Annotated in this window: 23 protein-coding genes; 13 read left to right on the top strand and 10 right to left on the bottom strand. The window is 51.6% G+C overall.

The annotated features are described in order from the left end of the window. Positions 1-461 precede the first annotated feature (461 nt). Positions 462-1178, top strand: a complete 717-nt coding sequence (cobB, locus tag NH461_RS08085; protein ID WP_261602718.1) for a Sir2 family NAD+-dependent deacetylase — start codon at positions 462-464, stop codon at positions 1176-1178. 52 nt (positions 1179-1230) lie between these two features. Here the strand turns inward: cobB and NH461_RS08090 are convergent, their stop codons facing one another. Continuing rightward, complete coding sequence (locus NH461_RS08090) at positions 1231-1659, bottom strand: PACE efflux transporter (protein ID WP_261602719.1); 429 nt, start codon at positions 1657-1659, stop codon at positions 1231-1233. Here NH461_RS08090 and NH461_RS08095 point away from each other — a divergent pair. Next, a complete protein-coding gene (locus tag NH461_RS08095; protein ID WP_261602720.1) occupies positions 1652-1840 on the top strand; it encodes a hypothetical protein in 189 nt (62 codons plus the stop codon). The genes NH461_RS08090 and NH461_RS08095 overlap by 8 nt on opposite strands. 59 nt (positions 1841-1899) lie before the next feature. Continuing rightward, a complete protein-coding gene (locus tag NH461_RS08100) occupies positions 1900-2787 on the top strand; it encodes a LysR family transcriptional regulator (protein WP_261602721.1) in 888 nt (295 codons plus the stop codon). A 96-nt stretch (positions 2788-2883) separates the two neighbouring features. Here NH461_RS08100 and NH461_RS08105 read toward each other — a convergent pair whose 3' ends face one another. The 5 genes from NH461_RS08105 to potA form a co-directional block, all read right to left on the bottom strand. Next, positions 2884-3927, bottom strand: coding sequence for an extracellular solute-binding protein (locus NH461_RS08105; RefSeq protein WP_261602722.1), 1044 nt, complete (start codon positions 3925-3927; stop codon positions 2884-2886). 312 nt (positions 3928-4239) lie between these two features. Continuing rightward, entirely contained in the window at positions 4240-5271 is a 1032-nt protein-coding gene (locus tag NH461_RS08110) for an extracellular solute-binding protein (protein WP_261602723.1), read from the bottom strand. A gap of 92 nt (positions 5272-5363) precedes the next feature. After that, on the bottom strand, positions 5364-6134 hold the full coding sequence (potC, locus tag NH461_RS08115) for a spermidine/putrescine ABC transporter permease PotC (RefSeq protein WP_261602724.1): 771 nt from the start codon (positions 6132-6134) through the stop codon (positions 5364-5366). Beyond that, a complete protein-coding gene (gene potB, locus NH461_RS08120) occupies positions 6134-6991 on the bottom strand; it encodes a spermidine/putrescine ABC transporter permease PotB (RefSeq protein WP_261602725.1) in 858 nt (285 codons plus the stop codon). Before potB ends, potC begins: the two co-directional genes overlap by 1 nt. Continuing rightward, positions 6975-8093 (bottom strand): spermidine/putrescine ABC transporter ATP-binding protein PotA, encoded by a 1119-nt coding sequence (gene potA, locus NH461_RS08125; protein ID WP_261602862.1) that lies wholly within the window; start codon positions 8091-8093, stop codon positions 6975-6977. The genes potB and potA overlap by 17 nt, the downstream gene beginning before the upstream one ends. A gap of 419 nt (positions 8094-8512) precedes the next feature. On the opposite strand from potA, the gene NH461_RS08130 reads away from it, so the two are divergent. From NH461_RS08130 to NH461_RS08140, 3 genes are read left to right on the top strand one after another with little or no spacing between them, the layout of a single operon-like run. After that, the gene (locus tag NH461_RS08130; protein WP_261602726.1) at positions 8513-9310 is read left to right on the top strand and encodes a hypothetical protein; all 798 of its coding nucleotides are present in this window, start codon (positions 8513-8515) and stop codon (positions 9308-9310) included. Positions 9311-9345: 35 nt separating this feature from the next. Then, on the top strand, positions 9346-10101 hold the full coding sequence (locus tag NH461_RS08135; protein ID WP_261602727.1) for a glucosaminidase domain-containing protein: 756 nt from the start codon (positions 9346-9348) through the stop codon (positions 10099-10101). A gap of 3 nt (positions 10102-10104) precedes the next feature. Beyond that, positions 10105-10764 (top strand): DUF2987 domain-containing protein, encoded by a 660-nt coding sequence (locus NH461_RS08140; RefSeq protein WP_261602728.1) that lies wholly within the window; start codon positions 10105-10107, stop codon positions 10762-10764. A gap of 137 nt (positions 10765-10901) precedes the next feature. Here NH461_RS08140 and ptsG read toward each other — a convergent pair whose 3' ends face one another. Beyond that, the gene (gene ptsG, locus NH461_RS08145; protein ID WP_261602863.1) at positions 10902-12338 is read right to left on the bottom strand and encodes a glucose-specific PTS transporter subunit IIBC; all 1437 of its coding nucleotides are present in this window, start codon (positions 12336-12338) and stop codon (positions 10902-10904) included. 215 nt (positions 12339-12553) lie between these two features. Here ptsG and NH461_RS08150 point away from each other — a divergent pair, with 215 nt between their 5' ends. The 6 genes from NH461_RS08150 (at position 12554) to NH461_RS08175 (ending at position 18907) form a co-directional block, all read left to right on the top strand. Beyond that, complete coding sequence (locus tag NH461_RS08150) at positions 12554-13255, top strand: response regulator transcription factor (RefSeq protein ID WP_315903241.1); 702 nt, start codon at positions 12554-12556, stop codon at positions 13253-13255. A 23-nt stretch (positions 13256-13278) separates the two neighbouring features. Beyond that, positions 13279-14712 carry an ATP-binding protein gene (locus NH461_RS08155; RefSeq protein WP_261602729.1) on the top strand — a complete coding sequence of 478 codons (1434 nt, stop codon included), beginning with the start codon at positions 13279-13281 and terminating at the stop codon, positions 14710-14712. An 11-nt stretch (positions 14713-14723) separates the two neighbouring features. Further along, a complete protein-coding gene (locus tag NH461_RS08160) occupies positions 14724-15968 on the top strand; it encodes an ABC transporter substrate-binding protein (protein ID WP_261602730.1) in 1245 nt (414 codons plus the stop codon). 266 nt (positions 15969-16234) lie between these two features. Continuing rightward, positions 16235-17470 carry a peptidase T gene (pepT, locus tag NH461_RS08165; RefSeq protein ID WP_261602731.1) on the top strand — a complete coding sequence of 412 codons (1236 nt, stop codon included), beginning with the start codon at positions 16235-16237 and terminating at the stop codon, positions 17468-17470. Positions 17471-17821: 351 nt separating this feature from the next. Continuing rightward, complete coding sequence (locus NH461_RS08170; protein ID WP_261602732.1) at positions 17822-18226, top strand: MbcA/ParS/Xre antitoxin family protein; 405 nt, start codon at positions 17822-17824, stop codon at positions 18224-18226. Continuing rightward, entirely contained in the window at positions 18227-18907 is a 681-nt protein-coding gene (locus NH461_RS08175) for an RES family NAD+ phosphorylase (RefSeq protein WP_261602733.1), read from the top strand. It abuts the gene before it with no gap. 85 nt (positions 18908-18992) lie between these two features. Here NH461_RS08175 and NH461_RS08180 read toward each other — a convergent pair whose 3' ends face one another. Continuing rightward, entirely contained in the window at positions 18993-20480 is a 1488-nt protein-coding gene (locus NH461_RS08180) for a carboxypeptidase M32 (RefSeq protein ID WP_261602734.1), read from the bottom strand. Positions 20481-20985: 505 nt separating this feature from the next. On the opposite strand from NH461_RS08180, the gene NH461_RS08185 reads away from it, so the two are divergent. After that, positions 20986-22167 (top strand): D-alanyl-D-alanine carboxypeptidase family protein, encoded by a 1182-nt coding sequence (locus NH461_RS08185; protein WP_261602735.1) that lies wholly within the window; start codon positions 20986-20988, stop codon positions 22165-22167. Between the two features lie 55 nt (positions 22168-22222). Here NH461_RS08185 and NH461_RS08190 read toward each other — a convergent pair whose 3' ends face one another. Beyond that, positions 22223-23248 (bottom strand): class I SAM-dependent methyltransferase, encoded by a 1026-nt coding sequence (locus tag NH461_RS08190; protein ID WP_261602736.1) that lies wholly within the window; start codon positions 23246-23248, stop codon positions 22223-22225. A gap of 7 nt (positions 23249-23255) precedes the next feature. After that, positions 23256-25307: a TonB-dependent receptor gene (locus NH461_RS08195; protein WP_261602737.1), complete on the bottom strand. Its 2052-nt coding sequence runs from the start codon at positions 25305-25307 to the stop codon at positions 23256-23258. Positions 25308-25416: the final 109 nt, after the last annotated feature.

The following is a 25416-nucleotide window of genomic DNA, read 5'->3' on the forward strand; positions in this document are numbered from 1 at the left end:
TATTTTGACGATTTAGAGTAACTGTTCACAAAAGCCTGGCAGGATTTATGAAACGTACATGTGTTGTTACGTCTAAAGCAAAGTTTCACCGGAGAAGAAGACGAGCGGCAACTCATGGCTTTGATGTTATAGTTTGTTTTGATTGTAAAATTTACAGTTTCCATCGTTCATTGTTTGAATTGATGGATTTCTTCCGCGAGTGGTCTGTCGTACTCAATCGAAAATGCTATCAAAAAAGGGGTGGCAGAGTGTCGAGGGGGGCTGTGTTGCGGGGGTACGGCCACGGTAAGTGCCGTGTGAAATACCCGTAACACTGGTGGATGGCTGGTATTCTTTTAATACCTAATGCACTATAACTTTATATTTGATACACCATATTCGACCAATGTCGTATACAATTAACTTATAACACTATGAAAACAATGCTATAAATAGCTTATCCAGACAAAGAGGGCGGATTTATGCTTTTCCCATATCGAAACATTGTTGTATTGACCGGCGCGGGGATCTCCGCGGAATCGGGCATCCGGACCTTCCGGGATCAGGATGGGCTATGGGAAAGTCATCATATAGAAGACGTCGCCACGCCGGAAGGTTATCGCCGAAATCCTGCGCTGGTTCAGGATTTTTATAATCAGCGCCGTCAGCAACTGCTCAGTGAGACGGTGGCACCGAATGCGGCGCACCTGGCGCTGGCGAAACTGGAGCAAGAACTCGAAGGCAAAGTGACTATTGTCACGCAAAATATTGATAACCTGCATGAAGCCGCCGGTACCCAAAATATTATCCACATGCATGGTGAGCTGCTGAAAGCCCAATGCAGCCAAACAGGCCAAACCGTGAACTGGCAAGGTGATATTTCCCTTGATGATCATTGCCACTGTTGTCAGATGCCGGCGCCGATGCGTCCAAATGTGGTGTGGTTTGGAGAAATGCCGATTGGCATGGATCGTATTCATGATGCGCTGGTGGCAGCGGACTTGTTTATCTCAATCGGTACTTCCGGCGCGGTTTACCCGGCGGCCGGATTCGTCCATGAAGCCGCGATGCACGGTGCTCATACCATCGAGTTAAATCTGGAACCAAGCGAAGTGGAAGATGAGTTTGCCGAGAAACGCTATGGCCCGGCTTCGGTGCTGGTACCGGAATTGGTCGACGAGCTGCTCGCCTGCAAATAATATCTGGTGTATCGCCGCATGAAATCGCCCGCTATTAGCGGGCGATTGTCGTTCAGGAGCTGACACAAGTGGATTTGATGAGCCATTTGGCGCGGGTGAGATCGTAGAGCCAGTTGAACACCATGGCGTAAACCAGAAAGAAGACCACCACACCCAGATCCAGGATCAAGACGGTCCAGAAGTCCAATTGCAACGCCCACATGAGCAAAGGCACCGTGACCACCAGTAAACCCAGTTCAAACCCGAGTGCATGACCTGCTCTCATGAGCCATGTTCGAGTGATGCGCTGGTGACCGAAAATCTGATCAAACATCAGGTTATAGAGGTAGTTCCACACCATTGCCATCAAAGAGAGGAGCAGCCCAATCCCACCGACCAGTGTTGGATCATGACTGGTAAACAGGCTGGCGCCCAGCATCATTATGAGCAGTGCAAAACACTCAAACAGCAGTGAGTGGAGGAGCCGTTCTTTGATGGACATCGCTCTTTCGGAAGAGGCTGCTTTCCCAGTTGAGATAGGTTTTTTGATAGCAATAGCTTTTTGGGTCGAAATAGCTTTCCCGGTTGGCCGGGTTTTTTCGAGAATCATCGCATTTTCGATTGATCTGGTTTTTTCGGCTGACATCGCTTGTTCCTGGCATTGGCTGAATTGTGAAACCTGATATCAGTCAATTTATCGTTTATTCTGATATTATCTAGTTAGTTAATATCAGAATATTTGATGGTTATGTACAGTCTCGATCAGCTACAGATGTTTGTCACCGCCGCCCGGCTGGGTTCATTTTCGGCCAGCGCTCGCCAGTTAGGTAAGGTGCAGTCCGCGGTGAGCCAGGGGATTTCGAACTTAGAGATTGACCTCAATGTTGCGTTGTTCGACCGTTCGACCCGCAAGCCAACCCTGACCCGTGAAGGCAAGCACCTGCTGTCGTTTGCCGAAGCTATCTTGCAGCAGAATAAGGAGCTGGGAAGTGCTGCCCGGGCGCTCAGTGAACAAGAGGAAAGCGAGATTTGTATCGCGGTGGATGATCATTTGCTGGTTGATGCATTTTTCAGCCTGATGACTGCTTTTTCACAGCGTTTTCCCTCGACATCGGTGACGACGATTACCGCAGCCAGTGTAGATATCCCGGATTTGATCCGCCATGGTCGCGCGACCCTGGGATTGATGATCAGTGATTTGACGATCCCGCGAGATGTCGATATTCGCTATATCGGGAACCTGCGGTGTATTCCGGTTGCCGCACCCGATCATCCGTTGGCTAGGTTGGATACGGTGACGCCGTCCGATTTAATTCCGCATCGGCAAATCTTAATCAAGGGCGGGAAAGGGATCGCCACGGTGCATCAGCAACCTTTATCGGCCCGCTTCTGGTACGCGGATGATCACCGGACAGTAAGAGGGTTTATCGCGCGTGGCCTGGGTTGGACATACTTGCCAGAGCATAGTGCTGACGACATGATTCAGGCAGGTCAAGCCGTGGCGCTGGCGGTGACGTTTGATCAAAAGGCCTGGACAGTCCCGGTCGAGTGCCTGCAGGGGAAGGGACATCCGCCCGGACCGGCGCTCAAGTGGTTGAATCAGGCACTGAATACGCTGTTACCGGGGTAAGCTGCGATTGAGTCGACCGGAATGTTACAGGCAGGGGCCGGGCATAAAAAACTCGGGCCTGGGCCCGAGTTTGTAATCTGTGAAGCGGTTGGGGGGTTACTGACCCGCTTTCAGCTTCTGGAAGTACTCTTCGTACAGCGTATTCGCACTGCCGACATTGTTCTGCCATTCACCGGCATCCATCACTGCTTGTGGCGGGTAGATGTTGGTGTCGTTGACAAACGAGGCCGGCAGCAGTTTTTTCGCACCTGCAACCGGGGTCGGGTAACCGATTTCCAGCGCGACTTTCGCAGCGTTGTCCGGACGCAGCAGGAAGTCGATCATCTTATGCGCGGCTTCAACGTTCTTCGCGGCAGCCGGAATCGCCAGGCTGTCCATCCAGAAGATGGCACCTTCTTTCGGCCAGACAATCTCAACCGGCGCACCTTCCTGACGGGCCATATAAGCAGAGCCGTTCCACAACATACCCAGAGACGTTTCACCCGCCATGTACGGGTTGGCCGGGTAATCTGAGTTGAATACCAGCACGTTCGGCATGAGTTTCTTCAGCTCTTCATAGGCAGCTTTGATCTCTTCCGGCTTGGTGGTATTGGCTGAGTAGCCCAGTTTGCGCAGCGCAATGTGGAAGAACTCACGGGCATCATCCATCATCATCAGCTGGCCTTCCCATTTCGGATCCCACAGGTCCGCCCAACTACTGATTTCAGCTTTATTCATCATATCCGTGTTGACGCCAATCCCGGTTGCGCCCCAGATGTACGGAATCGAATAGTCGTTGTTTGGATCGAACGGCTTGCGCATGAAGTTCGCATCCAGCTGTTCAAAATTGGACAGCTTAGATTGATCGATTTTCTTCAGCATGCCTTCGTCACGCATTTTGGACACGTAGTAGGTGGAAGGGACCACCAGGTCGTAGCCTTCACCATGCGTCTTCAGCTTGGCATACATGGTCTCATTGGACTCATATGTTGAGTAGATCACTTTAATGCCAGTTTCTTTCGTAAACTGTTCCAGTACCTCGGCTGGGATATATTCAGACCAGTTGTAGAAATACAGCTCGTCGTCCGCCGCTGTGGCCATGCCGGAAAACATAGCCATCGCGCAGACGCTGCCGGTCATTAAAGAAGACCATTTGTTCATTGTTATATGCTCCAATTTAACAGGAATTCTGAGAGTATTCTCAGGCGAGGGTTCTTGCAGCTTAAAGTGCCGAAGAACGCGCTGTCGCCTTCCCTCATTTCGTTGCCATTGTGGGGAGGCTCCCGGGCAATGACGTTAACATACTGAGTTATCAGGTGGAATATTATAGCAGAAGTGGGCCAAAGCGCAGGCGGTGAATTGTTTCAGGGGGCGTTGTCTGTCGGCAATCTGAGCAGAATGGTCACAATTGCGAAGCAATCGGAGGCGGGACGGGCGTGCAGGCAGCCGATCAGCTGCCTGCAGCATTGGAGATTACTCTCCGGCTTTCAGTTTCAGGAAGTAATTTTCGTAGCGAATGTTCATATCGCCGACTGAATCCTGCCACTCACCGCGATCGAGATCTTCTTGCGGCGGGAACAGCGTCGGGTTGTCTTTGTACTTGGCATTTGACGCCTTAATCGCAGTCAGGTAGCCGGTATCTTCAGAGATCTTGGCTGCAATCTCAGGGCGCAGCAGGAAATCAATCATCTTATGGGCTGCATCGACATTTTTGGCATTTTTGGCAATGGCCAGGCTGTCGACCCAGAAGATGCCGCCTTCTTTTGGCCAAATCAGTTGAATTGGCAGACCTTCACGCTGAGCCGCGGCTGCTGAGCCGTTCCACAGCATGCCCAGGCCAACTTCGCCGGCCAGGTATGGCGCCGCCGGGTTATCCGAGTTGAACACCAGGACGTTCGGCATCAGTTTTTTCAGCTCTTCATAAGCTTCGTCGATCTGTTTCGGATCTGTTGTGTTGCCGGAATAGCCCAGCTTGCGCAATGCAATGTGGAAGACTTCACGCGTGTCGTCCATCAGCATCAGCTGGCCTTTCAGCTCAGGGTTCCACAGGTCAGCCCAGCTGTCGAAGTCAGCCGGATCATACATGTCGGTATTGACCGCCAGACCGGTCATTGCGATCACGTGTGGGATCGAATAATCGTTTTTCGGGTCAAAAGGCTTGTCCAGGTAATTGCTATCAAGTTCGTTGAAATTGGTTAGCTTTGATTTATCGATTTTCTGTAACATGCCTTCATCGCGCATTTTCGCAACGAAGTAAGTTGACGGCACGACCAGGTCATAACCTGCCGGGTGCGCTTTTAACTTCGCGTACATAGTCTCGTTCGACTCGTAAGTCGAATAAATCACTTTAATACCAGTTTCTTTTGTGAACTGTTCACGAAGCTCCGTAGAGATATACGGGCCCCAGTTCATAAATACTAATTCCTTGTCTTCTGCATTGGCGAAGCTGGAAAACAGCGCTGCTGCGCATGCAGTACCGGTGAGAAAAGCGGACCATTTTTTCATTTGATTATCGTCTCCAAAACCCGTTTAGGGTATTGATAAAAAACAAGTGGCCGAATAGGGCCACTTGCTCCGTTTATTGGCAAGGTGCCAAATTACTTAATTTTTTCCCGAGCTAAAAGCTGGGAGCTGATCACCAACACCAGGGAGACAATCAGCATAATGGTTGCCAGGGCGTTCACTTCCGGTGAAATGCCGACTTTAACCATAGAGTAAATCTTCAGCGGCAGGATCTCATAGCTCGGACCGGTCACAAAGGAGCTGACAATGACGTCATCTAGTGACAGGGTGAAGCTGAGCAGCCAGCCGGCAGCAACCGCAGGTTTTGCCAGCGGCAGGATGATTTGCTTCAGGATCACCCATTCGCTTGCGCCTAAATCTCGCGCGGCTTCCAGCATTTTGACATCAAAGCCTTTCAGGCGGCTGTACACAGTCACCACCACAAACGGCAAACAGAACGTGATGTGCGACAGCAGCAGGGTTAAAAAGCCCAGCTCAGCACCAATCAGGATAAACAGCGCCAGCAGCGATATCGCCATGACGATATCCGGTGACATCATCACCACAAACAGCATGCCGTTGACAAAGCCTTTGCCGCGGAACTGATAGCGGAACAGGGCGACGGCCGTCAGGCTGCCGATAATGGCGGCTGCGGTTGCCGAGAACACGGCAATGTTGATCGAGTGCCATGCCGCCTGCATCAGGCTGTCATTACTGACCAGTTGTTCATACCATTTGGTGGTAAACCCGCCCCATTTCATGCCGAACTTGCTGGCATTAAAGGAGTTCACAATCAGAATGATGATTGGGGTATACAGGAACGCATACACAACCGTCATCAGGCTGAATTTAAATAGGCGTCCCATTATTCCAACTCCACTTTACGGTTTAACAGCTTGCCGGCGCGGTAGTAGGCATACAACATGACGGCCATGGCGATTGTCAGTGCAATACTGGTTGCCGCGCCAAACGGCCAGTCCCGGGCGTTGAGCACCTGGCTCTTGATCACGTTACCGATCAGCAGGTTCTTGGCACCGCCCAGCAGGTCAGCCACATAGAACATTCCCAGCGCAGGCAGCAGCACCAGCAGGCTCCCGGCGATAATGCCCGGCATGGTGAGCGGGAAAATCACCTTCACAAAGGTCTGGAATTTGTTGGCTCCTAAATCCCGCGCCGCTTCGATGTAGTTGTGATCCAGCTTCTCAATTGCGGAGTACAACGGCAGTACCATAAACGGCAGCAGGATATACACCAGGCCAATCATCACGGCATATTCGGTGTACATAATGCGCAGCGGCTTATCAATAATATCCAGGTAGAGCAGGGTATTGTTTAATACGCCGCGGGTCCCCAGCATGATCTTCAGGCCATAGGTCCGGATCAGGGAGTTGGTCCAGAACGGTACAATCACCAGGAACAACATAAACGGACGCCACTTCACCGGCATTTTGGCGATCGCATAAGCGAACGGGTAGCCAATGAGCAGGCAGAGCAGGGTCGCCACCAGCGCCATATAGAACGAGTGCAGCATGACCTTGGCATACAACGGGTCAAACAGCCGGATATAGTTCTCGAGCGTGAAGGTCATCTCGATCAGGTTGGCATCATCCCGGGTCAGGAAGCTGGTTCCGATGATCATCAGGTTCGGCATGAAGACGAACAGGACCAGCCAGCTGACAATCAGCGTGATGATGATTGTCTGAAGATTAAGCTTCTTGTTCATCAGCCAGCACCACTTCCCAACTATCAACCCAAGTAACAGCGACTTTCTGATCAAGCGAGTGGTCTACATCCGGATCATCTTCGTTGAAAAATTCGCTGACCATGACCGATTGCCCGGATTCCAGTTCCACGACTGAATCCAGCGTCATGCCTTTGTATGTCCGCTCACGTACGTAGCCAATCATGCCGTTGGCCGAATCGCCGTTGTTCAGCTCTTCCAGACGAATATCTTCCGGACGCAGCAGCACTTTCAGCTTATCGCCGGCGTTGACCGGCAGCTTGCAGTGCAGCTTCGCTGGGCGGCCTTCCAGTTCGGTGAGAATTCGCTCATCATCCAGGCGCTCGGTCACGGTGGCGTCAAATACATTGATCTCGCCAATAAAGCGGGCAACGAACAGGTTTTTCGGCTCTTCGTAAATTTCACGCGGTGAACCATCTTGCTCAATGTTGCCGTTGCGCATGACGATGATGCGATCAGACATCGACAGGGCTTCTTCTTGATCGTGAGTTACGAAAATAAAGGTGATCCCCAGTTTACGCTGCAGCTGCTTGAGCTCAATTTGCATCTGCTTACGCAGCTTGTAGTCCAGCGCGGAAAGTGATTCATCCAACAGCAGAACCTTCGGCTTATTGACCACAGCACGAGCAATGGCAACACGCTGCTGCTGGCCACCGGAAAGCTGATGGGGTTTGCGCGGGGCATATTCATCCAACTGGACCATGCGCAGTGCTTCCATCACGCGAGGCTCAATGTCGCGCTCAGCAACTTTCTGCATGCGAAGGCCAAAGGCTACGTTGTCAAACACCGTCATGTGCGGGAACAACGCATAACTTTGAAAGACCGTGTTGACATGACGTTGCTCGGCTGGCAAATCGGTGACGTGACTGCCTGCGATGACAATGTCACCGGCGTCAGCATTTTCGAAACCGGCAATCAATCGGAGAACGGTTGTTTTTCCGCAGCCAGATGGGCCCAGGATGGTAAGAAACTCACCATCATTCACATTCAAATCAAGACCCGTGATGATTTGCTTTCCGTCAAAGCTTTTGCTCAGCCCTTTGAGCTGAATCACCGGCGCTTTCGTTGTTTCTGCAGCGTTCAATTGTACGTGATCTCCACCGTGGGGTTTCATCGGATCCCCCCAACTATTCGGATGAATTTAGGGGGCGCATGATAGTCGCCTAAACGTGTAAATTAAAGCGTTTTTTCATGGTTTTTTTAGCCTTATTTCATTGTTGTTGCCGTCTATGTATGGCAGCTGTCATCAGACCCATCATAGATAACATTTTTCGTGGGCAAAGTGATGACAGTCCCAATGTATTTCAGTGCGGAAAAAACATTGAAGGCGTTGTTTTTTCCGTGATGGGGGATAGCTGTAATGAATAGGTTTCGCTGAGTTTCGGTCAATTTGCGGGGGTGCCCACCAGGAATCTTGCGGATTTCGGGCCGAACGATTTTTATATCTATCTCAGCTGTCGTACAATCACGCCTTTATGACTCTGCAAAAGTTGATGAAACAGAATGAACAATAAAACTTTCCATGTGGGCGGCTCGATAGAGAAAGCGATGAATGGCAGCGCTGAACTTCAGGCGGTCGCCGTGCTCCAGGAAGCCTGGAAGGTCACAGCCAAACATTTCTTCACTTTCTTTCCCGCGATTGTCGGATTGTTCCTGGCTCAGGTCGCGCTGCTGATGGTCGGGCTGCAAGTACAGTTGGGCGATCCGGCGATCTTCTTCGATGCCATTATCTCTGGTGAAATGATCACCCCGGAGATTATTCAGGCCGGCTATATGGCAAACTTTTGGTCGGATGTACTGAGCGCGCCGCTCTACGCCGGTTTGAGTCTGATGGCCTTGAATCACGCCGTAGGTCTGCCGAGCAAGCCGAGTCATTTGGTGAAAGGTTTCCCGTTCACGCTGGTTTCCGTCGTGACCATGCTGTTGATTTCCTCGCTTCAGGGCGTTGGCAGCGCAATATTCCCACTCATCGGCCTGTTTTTGTCGATGGCATTCAGCATGGCGATCATTTTGGTTTGTGAAAAACGAATCAGCCCGCTGAAGGCGATTCAGTATTCTGTGGTTGCGACCATCCGTAAACTGTTGCCGCTGACGGCGATCTTCCTGGTCATTCTGATCCTGATTTCCCTGTCGTTTGCGACCTTCGGTCTGGGCCTGATTTGGACCGTGCCGTTTTTCTTCAACGTCAAAGGAATTATCTATCGGAACCTGTTCGGCATTACGCTCCAGGTGACCAATATGAAGCCGGGCAGTGGTGACGATCCATCAAAACAAGAAGAGACAAAGGTTTTTAACGCGTGATCCCCCTGAAAACAAAAATAAGAAAAAACACATGGATGATGGTGCTCGCCGGGCTGACGGCCTGTGGCGAGACACCCCCAACGACTCCGACAACCGCCAGTGAACCCCTCCATGCTGTTTACGCCACCAAGCCGGATTTCAGCGCCATCACGGATGTCAAGCAGCGCAAATCCACATTCTTTGATTACCTTCGCCCGGCGGTGGTGTTTGAAAACCAGCGCATTGAAGGCGAACGTCAGTTTCTGCTCGACATTCAGCAGCAAATGGATGCCGGGCAGCAGCTGGGGAGCGATGTGATGGCACAGGTGAATGATTTGTCCCTGGCCTATATGGTGACCTTAAATAGTGACGCGGTCACTCAGCCCTGGCTGGACAGCATGCTTAAACGCGTGGATGTGCTGCCCGAGAGCCTGGTGCTGAGCCAGGCTGCGAATGAATCCGGGTGGGGCCGGTCACGCTTTGCCGTTGAAGGGAATAACTATTTTGGCCAATGGTGTTATCGTGAAGGCTGTGGTTTGGTCCCGTCCGGTCGAACGGAAGGGGCAAGTCATGAAGTCGCGGTGTTTGCTTCGCCTCATCTGTCGGTGAAGGCGTATTTTATGAACGTGAACCGAAACCCTGCTTATGCCGAGTTACGGGAAATTCGAGCTTTACAGCGTCAGGCCGGCCAGCGTGTTGAAGGTCAGCGACTGGCGGAAGGGCTGCACCGTTACTCTGAACGTGGTCATGCGTATGTTGATGAAATCCAGTCCATGATCAAACACAACAATCAATATTGGCGCCAAGGATAAAGGATGAAGTTAGGCCATTGGCTTTTGGCTGGCATGTTGGCCAGCGCAACGGTATACGCCCAGGATGTTGCTGCTCAGAACATTGAACTGCGCTACAGCGCGCTGTATGGCAAGCTGAAGCAAAATGTGAAAGAAGGTCACGACGATGTGCGGATTGCCTTGTTCCTGTTGGAGCAAAACACAGGAGAAGTCTGTCGCATTCATCATGGCTCAATGCGCAAAGACAAGCACTATGAAGAGCTGGTGATCCCGGCCAGCAACGAGCTGCTTGTACCCATCGATAATAATCTGCGTCAGGCCAATCCGGATGTGACCTTTGTGATCGATGACGGCATTACCTGTGATATGTCCATGCAGGTGGTTGCGAATCAAACGTATGGCCAGCAGATCAGCCGGGCCGAGATTGCGGCATTGACCCCGCAAATGGATCAGCTTCTGGCGGATTTAGGCGGCATGTTCTCCAGCTGGTTTATGCCGGAAGTGGGGGGCGTTGTCCTGCATTTTGACCAAGAGATCGCCGATGGTTTGTCGACATCCCAAGGCAAAACCATTGCGGTGAACCAGCGCAAGGCGGTGATCAAACTGGCCGAGTTGTCGGAAGGTGAAGTGGTTTCCTTCCCGTTCCCGGCCAACAAAGTGACGCCGTGGATCCCAAAAAGCTAGTCTGACACCTTGCGATGCAACGCTAGTTTATTCGGCTTTCATCAGCGCTTTGAATACAAACGGCCCGGGTCATTGCCCGGGCCGTTTTTTCTATCCTGTTGAACGATCGTTTGCACAATTATTGAAACCCACGGTGCTTATGCCAGGACTTGCTGCATCTCAGTCTTGATGCTGTCGGACTGGGTGCCGAAGATCGCTTGCAGGTTATCGCCAATCACCAGGACTTCCCGGGCGCCCAACTGCTTGATCTTCTCAATGTCCGCTTGCTTGATGTCGTGTACAGACACGCGCAGGCGGGTGATACAGGCATCCACATGCTTGATGTTGGCTTTACCGCCCAGGGCACCAATCAAGTTTTCAGCAAGTTCAGAGCCGATTTCTGCAATCTGGCTGACCGCACTGGCTTCTTCTGTTTCCCGTCCCGGCGTCATCAGGTTGAGTTTGGTGATCAGCAGACGGAACACGGTGTAGTACATCAGCGCCCACAGCGGCCCGATGATGATAAATAACCAGGCATTTTGTGACAGTGGGTAGTAGATCAGAAAGTCGATCGCACCGTGAGCGAACGTGACACTGTGATGAATGTCCAGCGCACTGACCAGTGCAAAGCCGATTCCGGTGAAGATACAGTGGATCACATACAGGACCGGAGCGACAAACAGGAAGGAGAATTCCATCGGCTCGGTGATCCCGGTCAGCCAGGAAGTCAGGGCCGCTGAAACCATGATCCCACCAACCAGCGCACGTTTCTCTGGTTTGGCAGAGCGGTAGATCGCCAGGCCAATCGCCGGAAGTGCCCACATGGAGTACATGTAGCCGCCCGCCAGATTCCCCGCAGTTGGGTCTCCGGCAAGGTAACGCTGGATTTCCCCTTTAATCACGGCGCCGGTTTCCGGGTTGACGTATTCGCCGACTTCAAAGAAGAACGGCACATTCCAGATGTGGTGCAATCCGAAAGGGATCAGTGCCCGTTCAACAAAACCGTAAATACCAAAGGCTAAAGTCGGACTCTGATAGGCTGCCCAATGGGAGAAGGTGTCGATTTGATTGCCGATCGGCGGCCAGACGTAGCTCATGACGACCCCGAGGGCGATGGCGGTCACCCCGGTCACGATCGGGACAAAGCGCTTTCCGGCAAAGAAACCGAGGTATTCCGGCAGGCGGATGTTGTAGAAGCGCTTGAATAACACCGAAGCGATGGCCCCGATGATAATCCCGCCAAATACGCCGGTGTTGATGGTTGGGATCCCGATGACAGTGGCGGTTTCGATGCCGTGGAGCTTGGCCATCACCCCCATGGTCGCCGTCAGGATTGCAAATCCCACGGTGGCAGCCAGCGCTGCAACCCCATCGTTATCACTGAGCCCCAGTGCGACCCCGATGGCAAAGATCAGGGCGAGGTTGCTGAACACCGCGTCACCGGACATGGCCATGATGTCTGACACCACGGTAGGGAGCCAGGAAAAGTTTGCCGAGCCAATCCCGAGGAGCAGACCGGCAATCGGTAAGACGGCGACCGGTAACATCAGTGACCGGCCGATGCGTTGTAACAGACCAAAAGTAGAGTTGATCATCATTATCGTCCTTGTAGTAAGTGGTGCTTATGTTCAACGCTTACTGTACGGAATATAAATATCGTGAAGGTAAGGTATGGTTATCGGTTTGTAAGAAGACGCTTACAAACCCATTCAAAATTGATCTTTTTATGCCGGAGATAATTGATAGAATGAAATTTATAAAATATGTTTATTGTTTGTTCATTGCGACTTTGACCCGGTGAGACATAACTTTGCACAAGAAAACAATTCTGGTTGTCGATGATAGTGAAGAAATTCGGGATGCGTTGAGCGAATATTTAGGCCGTTCCGGATTTGAGGTTTTAACTGCTGCTGATGGGGATGAAATGTGGCAGCACTTTCACCGCCGGGAGCCGCATTTAATTGTGCTCGATATCATGTTGCCGGGCGATGACGGGCTGACCTTGTGCCGGGAAATCCGCACCCGCTCTCATGTGCCGATCCTGATGCTGACTGCGGTCTGTGATGAAGTCGACCGGGTCGCCGGGTTGGAAATCGGCGCCGATGATTACATGACTAAAACCTTCAGTCCGCGGGAGCTGCTGGCCCGGATCAAAGCCTTGCTCAGGCGTAGCCAGTTTAACCGCAGTGCTGTGACAAGCCGTCAAATTCAGTTTCTTCACTGGACTTTTGATACGGTCAAACGTCAGTTGATCCACGATAACGGGGAGATCACCCAACTGTCAGGTGCTGATTTTTCTTTGCTCAGCCTGTTGTTACAGCATCCGAACCAACCCTTAAGCCGCGACGATATTGCCCGCTTTGTCTGGGGGCGGGATGCCGATCCGCTGGAAAGGGGGATTGATGTGCAAATGAGCCGGCTGCGAAAACATCTGCAAGATGACGATCGCTCCATCATTATCACCGTCAGAAACAAAGGGTATATGCTTGCTGTCGATGCCCGAGGCGAATGAGGATTGGCCGGGGGGATGACGCAGTGAAGACCGGTTTTTTCAAATCCATCACGTTCCGGGTGGTGATCACCTTGCTGACCACGATTCTGATTGCCGAATTGCTGGCAGGGCTGATCTGGTATCAGACCAATAATGCCACCAAGGAAGAGAGTGCCCGCAATACCATCGCCAATATCACCAAAGCCGCTGCAGATACGTACAGCTATTTCCAATCCCTGCCGGTGAATTATCGCCATCTGATTTTGAACCAATTACGTGAAGTCGGCGGGACCCGGTTTTTTATCTCGATTAACCATCGGTATATCGAGATGGATGCCGTCACAGATTTGTCGTTCACCGATTGGTTAACCGTGTTTGCAGCCCAGCAGCTGAACCAGCAAGTCGGGGCTGATCGCCATGTTGCGGTGACGATTACCCGCCGGGAAGATATTCGCCTGTTTAATTCCGGGATTAAGCTCGCAGAGCTTCCCGAAATCTGGACCAAATACAGCCTGGTGCTCGGGGAGTTGGATTTACCGATTGTGGTGATGCAAATCAAAATATCTGAGCAGGAATGGTTCTATATTGCGTCGGTGTTGCCGGTCCCATTTTCTTCACTGACCAGCCAGTTCATTGATCAGCGCCAGTTGTTATTTCTGGCTGTGGCTTCAGCGTTACTGATGTTCGGTACGGCCTGGGTACTCCAGCGGGAAATCCGGCCGATTAAATCTCTGGCAAAAGCCGCAACACTGATGGGGAGCCCGCTGACAGTCGCTGAAATTGCAGAAGCCGGCAGCAATGAAACCCGCAGCGCCATTCACGCATTTAACAAAATGAACCGCCGGGTGAAGGCTTATATTCGGGATCGGGAAATGTTGTTCAGCGCCATTTCACATGATCTGAAAACGCCGCTGGCCTGCCTGAAACTTCGCACGGAGATGCTTGATGACGCGCGAACCCGCCAGCGGTTTGAGAAATTACTTGATGAAGTCGATTTAATGCTGAAAGGGGCACTGCAGTGCATCCGGGATACGGATATTCACGAAGAGCCGGAGTGGATTGATATCCAGCAGCTCCTGCAGGGATGTGCCGATTACCATAATCGCCAGCAGCCGCGGGTCACGATTTATCCTGCCCAGTCCAAACCCTACCTTGGCAAACCCATTGCCGTGAAGCGTTGCATTTACAACATCATTGATAATGCGGTGCTCTATGGGGAGCGTGTGGAAGTTCAGGTGACTGATTCGGCGGATGCGTTGCATTTACAGGTTCGGGATCATGGGCCAGGGATAGACCACAAGCTGCTGGAGAAGGTGTTTGAGCCTTACTACCGGGCAGGGAGAAAGGATGACACCGGTTCCGGGCTGGGGTTGACGATTTCCCGCAGCATTGCCCGCTCTCATGGCGGTGATCTGAAGCTCAGGAACCATGACGAGCAGGGACTGGAAGTTGAGTTGTGTTTTGCGAGAGACGGATGAAGTTTTTATTGATGAAGTTTTTATGGATATTGATCCTGAGCGGTTGGACGCTCACCGTAAATGCCGAACAGAGCGTTCATTTTTTGCATTGGTGGACCTCTCGGGGGGAAGCCAATGCGACTGCGATTGTTGAGCAAACCCTAAAAGCTTCTGGATATTCAGTGGCCAGCGTGCCGATTCAGGGCGGCGGTGGCGGGACCGCAAAATCTATTTTGCAGGCGAGGGCCATTGCCGGTAATCCACCGGATATGGCCCTGCTGGAAGGACCTGCCATTAAGTCTTGGGCGGCATTGGGCTTTCTGCATTCATTGGCGCCGGTTGCCCAAAAGCAGGGATGGAACCAGCACCTGAACCCGCTGGTACGCGATATTCACCAGTTCAATCAGGAATATGTCGCGATCCCGATCACCATTCACCGGCTGAACTGGGTGTGGGTGAATCATGAGGTTCTGGCGACCTATAAGCTTCCGGTGCCCCGGGACTGGCAGGAGATGCTGACCGTGTTTCGTCAGCTGAAGCAGCAGGGGGTCCCGCCATTGGCAATCGGGAACGAGCCGTGGCAGGTGGTGCAGTTGTTTGAAAATATCGCGTTTGGTCTGGGTGGGCCGGATTACTATCGCCGCGCTTTCATCGAGCTGGATGCTCAGGCGCTCGACAGCGCGGTGACCCGGGAAGCTCTGAGCCTGTTTCGCGACATCAGCGAGATTGCATTGCCGGACCTGACGCGTCAGCGCTGGGAAGAAGCAACTCAGGCATTGCTGAGCGGTCAGCGTGCTTTTCAGATCACGGGGGATTGGGTGGCCGGGGAGCTGATTGCACTGGCCGGGCAGTTTCCGGAGACCATTTCTTGTTACGCAGCCCCGGCCCGGCAACCTGGCTTTATTTACAATATGGACAGCTTTGCGCTGTTTAAAAGTCCGACCCTGAGCGAGCAACAGGCGAATGACATTGCAGGTGTGCTCTCCAGCCCGGACTTTTTGCGTCAGTTTAATCAGACCAAAGGCGCGATCCCGGCCCGTCGGGATGTATCTTTGGCCGGATTTAATGCCTGTTCGGTCAAGGCCATGGCTGATTTCCGGCAGGCGGAGCAAACCCAAACGCTGGTTCCCAGTATCATTGACTCCATGGCCGTCAGCCCGGTGATCCAGAAAGCAACCACCAGTGAGCTGTACCGGTTTTTCAATCATCCTTCGGTCTCCGTGGATGATGTGATCACGCATATCAAGAATATGGAAGCCAGCGGGTTAACACTGTAATACCATGATTTTGTGGCTGCGCCGGGCCTGATTCGCACCCCATAAGCTCCTGACGCGCGGTAATACACTCTGGCGAGTGTTTTACCGCGCTTTTTTCGACCTTCCGGCCGATAAATTCTCATCAATTCACGAAAAACTGATTCATCGCAATTCATTTCCCGAGTCTCTCGACGATACTTGGCTTGTATTTGGGAGGGAGGTAACAGTTTACCGCCCTCCGTTTTCACGTATCTGTACACCAGAATGAATACAACGAAGAGTGGGACATGGATAAATTAATTGATCGGTTTTTGCGTTATCTGAGTATCGATACTCAATCAGACGCTTCCTCAACCCACAGCCCAAGCACGGAAGGACAGAGAGTGCTCGCCGACGATATCAGGCAAGAGCTGATCGCATTAGGGCTGAGTGACGTCGATTTGGATGAACACGGTTATCTCATGGCCCGTTTGCCTGCGAATGTTGACTATGACGTCCCGGCGATTGGGTTTATTGCGCATCTGGATACGTCACCGGATGCCTCCGGCAAGCATGTCACCCCTCAGGCGGTTGAGAACTATCAGGGCGGGGATATTGCATTGGGGATTGGCGATGAAGTGCTGTCACCGATCCAATATCCGGAGCTGCACCGGCTCCACGGCCAGACGCTGATTATGACTGACGGGACCACGCTGCTCGGTGCCGATAACAAGGCCGGAGTCGCCGAGATCCTGACCGCTGTGGCGCATCTGATTGCCCATCCGGATATCCCGCATGGCGAGATTTGTGTTGGCTTTACCCCGGATGAAGAAATCGGGCGGGGTGCTGATCGGTTTGATGTCGAGAAGTTCGGCGCCCGGTGGGCTTATACCATCGATGGCGGACCGGTCGGTGAGCTGGAGTATGAAAACTTCAATGCCGCTGCAGCCAAGGTGACATGCAAGGGCGTGAACGTCCACCCGGGCACGGCTAAGGGGAAGATGGTGAACGCGATGCACATCGCCGCTCAGTTCCAGCTGATGATGCCGGCAGACGAAACCCCTGAGTGTACCGAAGGCTATGAAGGTTTTTATCATTTAGTGGCGATGGAGCCGTCTGTTGCAAATACCATACTGCATTACCTGCTGCGTGATTTTGACCGCGACGGCCTGGCAAAGCGTAAGACTGTGATGCAGGAAACGGTCGGTGCGCTGAATCGGCAGCTAGGAAAATCGCGGGTGACGCTGGAGATCACGGACAATTACGCCAACATGCGAGAGATGGTCGAGCCGCATCCGCATGTCATTGAATTGGCGAAGCAGGCCATGATTGCGTGTGACGTGCAGCCGGATGTCAAGCCAATCCGCGGCGGCACTGACGGTGCGCGCTTGTCTTACATGGGGCTGCCGTGCCCGAACATTTTCACCGGCGGTTATAACTTCCATGGGATCCATGAATTTATTACCCTGGAAGGCATGGAAAAAGCGGTCAATGTTATCGTGAAACTGGCTGAGAAGACCGCGCTTCATTATCGTCCGGCCTAGCGGCTGTGTTTTTCGTCATGCCTTATTTGGCTGTGGCGTCATCAGTGCCTTAAGACAACTCTTGATTGAGGTGCTGAACCCGATCCCTCCCATGTGTGCCGCTGTGCAGGCGGCACCATTTGCCAATATTTTCCCAATTTTCTTCTCTCTTCCATGTCTTTACTGCGAATTGTTTCCAGTTGCGGTAAGGTTCAAGCTATCTCGACTTCTGTCCATATTTGTACATGCACTACTTCTCTGATTGCTAATGTTTATAAATTTACACAGTAATCTCCCATTTGGGTTGGTTATCTGTGGTTGATGGTGCTAAAGTTGTCCATATATAGACATTGTCATAGTCAAGAGGTGGCGATGAACGCATCCCAAGCCACAAATCAGGCCATCCAGGCGAATACCGGGAATCAGGTATTGCCCGTCGTGTTTAATATTCTGGATAAATGGTCCTGTACCCAGGCGCAACAAATGGCGCTGTTGGGGCTGAGCAGCCGCTCCACGCTGAACAAGTACCGAAGTCATCCGGAATCGGCCAAGGTGTCGAACGACCTACTGGAGCGTATGAGCTATATCCTGAACATTCATAAGTGTCTGCGCATTCTGTTCAGTGCTGAAGAGAGTGTGTATCAGTGGGTCCAGAAGCCGAATGCCCATCCGTTTTTTGCCGGTCGTTCAGCCATGGATGTGATGATACAGGGCAAAGTCGTGGATTTATATCAGGTGGCATCTCGCCTGAATGCCTGGCGAGGTGGGAAATCGTAAATGGCATACCCACAGCAGCCCTTTCAGGATCAGCACTGTTTTCGTTTGATCCCATCTAAGTATCCGCCCATTAATTTGTATGAAGATGTCGCCTCGCCAGAGCAGCTCGAAGCGGTGTTTGCCGTCGAAGCCCTGACAAATCCACGTTTGTCGGAAGAAGTCGGCAATTTCAGCCAGATCCCGGCCGATGAACGGCTGGTCGGGATCCCGCATTGCAGTTATGTGATGGCGGCGTTTACCCATATCAATCCGGATGGCGCAAGGTTCAATACTGCGGACTTTGGCGGTTACTACGCCGCGCCGGATGTAAACACCGCCATTAAAGAAACCGTGCATCATATGGAGCGGGTGATGGGCTACACCCGGGAGCCGGCGCAGGATATTCAAATGCGCTGCATTGATGCCTGGTTCAGCGCCGAGCTGACAGATTTAACTGCCCAGCCTTATCTCGATTCTGAGCTGTATCACCCGACCAACTACAGCCATTCGCAGGAACTGGCCACAGAAATCAAAACTGCCAAGGGGGACGGGATTGTGTATCAGTCTGTCCGCCATCAGGGCCATGACTGTTATGTGCTGTTCAAACCGAATCTGGTCAGTAAAGTCTGCCAGACCCGCCATTACACTTACAAATGGAACGGAGTATCGGTGAACTCGGTGCTGGAGATGAGTTTGATCTGATCTCAACGGTTTCATCATTGGAGTGAAACAAAACGCCCTGGCATGTGCTCAGGGCGCTTTGTTTAACGTTACGGAGGTGAGGGCATTACGATTTCAGGTAACGCTCCACCAGATGGTTTCTGAAATGCTCCGCATTCAACCGCTCGCCGGTCGCTTCAATCAATAGCTTGTCGGTGGAGAGCGAGGAAGCTTTCTTCCAGATGTGCTTATCCAGCCAGTTGAAAATCGGCTGTAGATTACGTTCGCGGATCAGATTGTCGACGTTCATCTCTTTGCGCATCGCAGCCATAAACTGGGCCGCATACATGGCGCCCAGAGTGTAGGACGGGAAGTAACCAAAGCTGCCGTCGGTCCAGTGGATATCCTGCATACACCCGTCGGTGTAGTTTCCTTTGGTCGACAGGCCGAGGTACTCGGTCATTTTCTTATCCCACAGCTCCGGGATATCCGCGACTTCAATATGGCCTTCAATCAAGTCACGTTCAATTTCGTAGCGCAGGATCACGTGTGCCGGGTAGGTGACTTCGTCGGCATCCACCCGAATAAAGCCTGGATTGACGCGGGTGTTGAGCAACGTCAGATTCTGGCTCGACAGCGCCGGGTCATTGTTGCGCCCGAATGCTTCCGCAGCCAGGGGCGCCAGAATTTCAACAAACGGCTCACTGCGGGCGAGTTGCATTTCAAAGAACAGGCTCTGGGACTCGTGAATGCCCATGGAGCGCGCTTCACCAATCGGCAGGCCATGCCATTTCGTCGGCAGACCTTGCTCATAACGGGCATGGCCGGTTTCATGCACAACACCCATCAATGCGGAAGTGAAATCAGCTTCATCATAGCGGGTGGTAATGCGTACATCAGTCGGTACCCCGCCACAGAACGGGTGGACACTGACGTCCAGTCGGCCATGGTGGAAATCAAATCCAAGTTTGGTCATCACATCCAGACTCAGCGATTTTTGCTGCGCAATCGGGAACGGACCAGCCGGCTGAGTGACCTTTTCCGTGCCTTGTTTTTCGCGCACCTGGCGGATCAGGTTTGGCAGCCAGCGCTTCACGTCACTGAACAATTGGTCCAGCTCAGCCGTCGTCATGCCGGGCTCATACAAATTCAACAGTGCATCATAACGGCTCAAACCGGTTGCTTCCGCACGGATTTGCGCTTCACGACGGGCTAATTCAACCACTTTCTCCAGGTTGAGGCTGAATTCATGCCAGCTGTTGTTGGCTCGTTGGGTGCGCCAGGCGTGCTCACACTTCGAACCTGCCAGCGATTTTTCCTCTACGAGATCGGTGGGTAACAGGTTGTTGATCTGCCATGAACGCTTCATTTCTTTCAGGCTGACGGTTTCCTCTGCAGACAGCGATTCTCTTTCTGCCTGCGCAAACCAGTCGTCCAGGTGAGCGGCAGTTGCCAGCTCATGTTGCATAACAGCCAGTTCAGCCATGGCTTCCGAACGGGCTTCATTCCCACCTTCAGGCATCATGGCGGCCTGATCCCAGCCGCAAATTGCATTCAAGTGAGCGAGGCGAGAGAGCTTCTGATAATGTTGCTCTAGTTTTTTGTAGAAAGTCATTACCTATCCTTATGTTGACTACTACTTGGTAGATGAATCTCCTGCCAAGTTTTATGATCAAGCATAAAAGTTTTTGATTCGTTAAAAAATGGTAAACCGAAAAAAAATATGAATTTTTTGTAAAAATGAGGTCAGAGTATCGGGAGGTTGAAAAATAACCTTCTGTAAATAAAGAATTTTTTTTCATCGCTCCGTTCCTTGGTTTGACGCTTTGACGGGTTAATCAGTCAATTGTGTTGCCAAAACATAGCGTTTCAGATGAAAAGAACACGGAGTCGGCGGTTAATCGCTGTTTATCCAGTCAACGGGTGAGTGTTTCTGGATAAAGGGCGAGAAGTGGCTGAAAATACAAAGTAATTATGTTATTAGTTGCGCATTGTTCTGAGTTTCAGGGGTGGTTTGTAAGTGTGTATGACATTTGGTAAACCTTGGTAAAAGCCGCAAATATCCCCCTGACACTTCGATATACTGGCCCGAACCGGAAAAGAGGATTGGCGATATTACCATGCAAAGGACAACTCGACTTCGCGCAGCCGTGATTGGCACCGCGCTACTCTCTGGCATTTTTTCCACCGTATCCCTGGCGGCGCCAACGATTATCCCCGATCCACCGAGCCTGGGGGCACAAGGGTATGTTCTGATGGATTTCCACACCGGGCAGGTGTTGGCGGAGAAACAGGCCCACGAGAAACTGAACCCGGCGAGCCTGACCAAACTGATGACCAGTTACGTTGCCGGCCAGGAGATGAAAAGCGGCAATATCAGCAAGGATGACAAGGTTGTGATCAGTCGCAACGCCTGGGCAAAAAACTTCCCGGATTCCTCAAAGATGTTTATCGAGGTGAACACGGAAGTCGCGATGATGGATCTTTACCGTGGCCTGATCATCCAGTCCGGTAATGACGCCAGTGTGGCCATTGCTGAACACGCCGCCGGCTCAGAAGACGCGTTTGTCAGCCTGATGAACTCCTGGGCGAAGAAATTGGGGATGAACAACAGCTCGTTCTCGAATCCTCACGGACTCGACAGTGATGCGCTGTATTCGACACCGTACGATATTGCGCTGCTTGGTCAGGCGTTGATCCGTGATTTGCCTGATATTTACCGTCTCTACAGTGAGCGTTCTTTTACCTACAACAATATTACCCAGCGAAACCGTAACGGCTTGCTGGGCGATCGCAGCATGAATGTCGATGGTATGAAAACCGGCTATACCAGCGGCGCGGGTTACAGCTTGGCGAGTTCGGCAACGGAAGGCAACATGCGACTCATTGCGGTCGTCATGGGAACGAAAAGCGCGAAAGCCCGCGAAGCGGAAAGCAAGCAACTGCTGAACTATGGTTTTCGATTCTTTGAAACCTTGTCGCCACATCATCAAGGTGAAGAAGTCCTTAAAGAGCGGATCTGGAAGGGAGAGAGCGCTTCGATTTCGCTGGGAACAGCGACAAATACTTACGTGACCTTGTCACGGAATGACAAAGATAAACTGACTGCCAGCATTGAACTGAAAGGCAAATTGATGGCGCCGGTACAAGAAGGCGATGTCGTCGGTCAGATCCTGTACCAAGTGGATGGCGAAACCGTGGCGCAAGCCCCGTTGGTGGCCTTAGAGACTGTGACTGAAGGCGGCTTCTTTAGTCGGCTTTGGGATTCGATTCATTTGTTTTTCGTTGGCTTATTCAGTTAACGGTAAGTCACTTGTGAAATCACAGAAACGCTCCCTATTGGGAGCGTTTTTTTGTTCATTCTGCACCTTTGGTCGCGACGATCAGGGTCATTTCACCAAACGGGGTCTTGAGCGGATATGTGCTAAGTGATACCGGGTTGTTGGCTGCCAGTGTAGCTTCTAGCTGACCGTGACTCAGAGAAAGTGGGCCATTTGCCAGCTCTGCAGGTAATCGGCCTAAGACATGATAGAGGGGCTGGGTTCTGGTTGTGTTCAGTGCCTCATGAAAGCTAATGAAAGTGCCACCTGGTGCCAGTGACTGCCAGAGATCATCAATACACTGCGCTAGATCCCGGGCAAAATAGAGCGACATTGCTGCAATCATCAGTTGATACGGTCCACCGAAATCTCCCTGGTTCATATCACCCGGGCGTACCGAAACGTGTGAAGCCAATCGTGTATCGGTGAGCACCTCTTTTTGGAGGACTTCGCAGCAGGGTGGCAGGTCAAATAAGGTGATTTGACTGTTCGGTGACTGCTTCAAAATATCTCTGGCAAGCTGAACAGAACCTGCTCCCAAATCTAAAATCGTGAGTCCGTCACGCCAATGGGGGATGTCCCGTATCAAGGGCAAGAGGATAGGGTTGCGGATACTTTGATGAAAAGCTTGTAATCCTGAGGTCGCATTCTGCCAGAATTGTTCATTTCTCATATTCAGAACCGCGTGCTGTTCCTGTCGCGGACTGAGCCAGGTCAGCATGGTCTCCGGTGTGAGTTGTTTTATCCGTGAGAGATGAAGTAAAGTCTCACCAAGATATGATTCAGAATCACTGAGCAATAAGGGCCGATAGCTGTTTTTTACGGTATAGCCGGCGTTTTTTTTGTGCATGAAACCCAACGCGACACAAGCATTGAGCAGCAGCTCAAGTCGATCCGGGCGCCAGTTCAGGTCATTTCCAGCTTCCTCCGCAGAAGTACATTGTTGAAAGCGATCAAACAACTGATGAGTGAAAGTAAACTCAAGTAATTGCCAATGGATAGGACCTAACAGTGCCGAAAATAGCTTACTTTGTTCTGGGGTGCCGCATTGGGTTGTTGTCATGATTTAATTACCACTGATAATTCGCTGAAATCGAGAACGTTCGGGGCTGGGTATCTTCAACAATGATTCCAGCTGGCGTATTGACGGCTCGGCTAAAGATCGATTTATCGAAAATATTGTTGATGGCGAAGGCAAGCGTAAGCGAATCAATTTGATAGTCTGCACTGAAATCGACGATTTCATACGCGTCTTGTTTTAATGTGTTTTTACTGTCGAAGTAATAATCATCACTGCCACGGATCGCCAGCTCCGTCGAGACAGCCAGAATTGGCGCATAGCTTAATCCGACCGACCAGGTGTAATCCGGCGTGTTTGGTAAATCATTGCGGGATTGCCCCGGCGCGATAGGGGAGCCTGATGAGAATTTGCTTTCACCCTGCTGCAGACCGACTTGAACGTTTAGCCCCCATTGCTCATCAATTTGCCAGTTCAACAGTCCTTCAATGCCGTAGATATCCGCTTCTGAAGCATTTGATACTTTCTGAACCATCCCCGGCAGGATATCAATCATTTGCTTGTCATTGATCTGGTTGTAGAACAAGGCAAGATCTGTTTGGAGATTTTGGTCGAACCAATGACTCTGGTAACCCAGCTCAAAGCTATGCGTATATTCCGCTTCATAAGTAAAATTATCCCTTGAAATGGCAGAGCTGTAGTTAAAGCCTCCGGGTAAGTAGCCAGTCGACCAGCTGGCATAAGTCATTTGTTGTGGGTCAAGTTGGTAGCTGGCAATCACATTGGGTAGCCACTGCACTTCGCTGAGGTTGGCTGTGATCGGCTGTGGGCCAATACCGCTCATACTGCCGTCCTGATCGGTGTGTTCTACGCGCAATCCGGCGGTGACAGTAAGCGCGTTACCAAGCGGCACCTGAAGATGACCGAAGCTGGCAATGCCCCATTGTTCAATGTCTGTTCGACGGGGAGGGCCTGAAAAACCCATCGTGAAATCAGTATGGGTATCTTGCTGGTAAAGGTAGGTTCCGGCCGCCCATTGGATACCTGAGGTATGGCGGCTGACCAAACGGATTTCCTGAGAGACTGTGATATCGTGTAAATGTGATGTCGTTGCAGGGACCGGGCGAGGGCCGGTATCGGCATCAATCGTGAAGTCCTGCAAATAGTCCGTATAGCCGGTAATGGCTGTCAGCATGGTCTCATCAAATTCATGATCGACACGTAAAGCGTGCAGCGACGTGGTTTTGTCCTCATTGGACAGGGTGTTTTGATTGACGGTAAAACGGTCTGTTTTCATCGGGCCGGAGAGAAAACGCATAGTCGCTCTGCCGTTATTGCTGTCTTGCCAGCGGCTTCGGAGCTCAATCGTGGTATTTTCGCCTGGCGTATAGTTGAACCCGGTCATGACGTGCAAACGGTCATGATCATTTTCATCCGCGGACTGACGGAATGCGTTGTAGTAAGGACTCTCTGCATCAACGGCACGAATCGCAATTAAGGCAGCAAGACTATCGGTCCCTCCCTGAACGCCGGCTTCGAGCTGGTGGCCGGCCGCATGCCCTTTTCCGGCTTCTGATAGCAGATAGCTATACTCCCCCCAGCCTGAAGTCATATTGCTTGGCGCCAAGCTACTGATTTTGATCACACCGGACTCCGAATTACGTCCATAATAGCTTCCCTGCGCACCTTTGATCACTTCAACGTTCTCAATACCAAGAAAGTCAGGGGCCTGCCTGATACCCAGCGGTAACGATACGCCGTCAATCATATAGCCGACCGGGCTACTCAGGGCGGTATCGAAGGATGACTGACCACGAATAATCACTCTGGGTTGCACCGATGAGTTTTCCACAATAGTGTTCGCAACATACTGGCTCAGGCGTTCAATATTCTCCAGGGCCGGGGAGGCAAAGGCTTCCGCAGGAATTGAATGGCGCGTGGCCGGAATATTTGCACCAGACTCCGGCCAGTATTTTGCCTCGACAACCATGGTTTCATCCGGGGGGGGATGACTGATTGCATCTTGAGCATTCACGCAGGTTGCTTGCAGGATGCCAATCCAGATGAAATTCCTTTGTTTCATGTTCTTCTCTCCGTAGTACATCGAATGCGTCACTATAGAGGTTCTGTTTTTTTGCGATATCAAACGCAGAACAAACCAATATCAAAAGATGAACATGCCGAACACCTGTTCGCGCTTTGATAGAAAATAG

Origin of the sequence: Photobacterium sp. TY1-4, assembly GCF_025398175.1 — a bacterium.
Taxonomy (GTDB): domain Bacteria; phylum Pseudomonadota; class Gammaproteobacteria; order Enterobacterales; family Vibrionaceae; genus Photobacterium.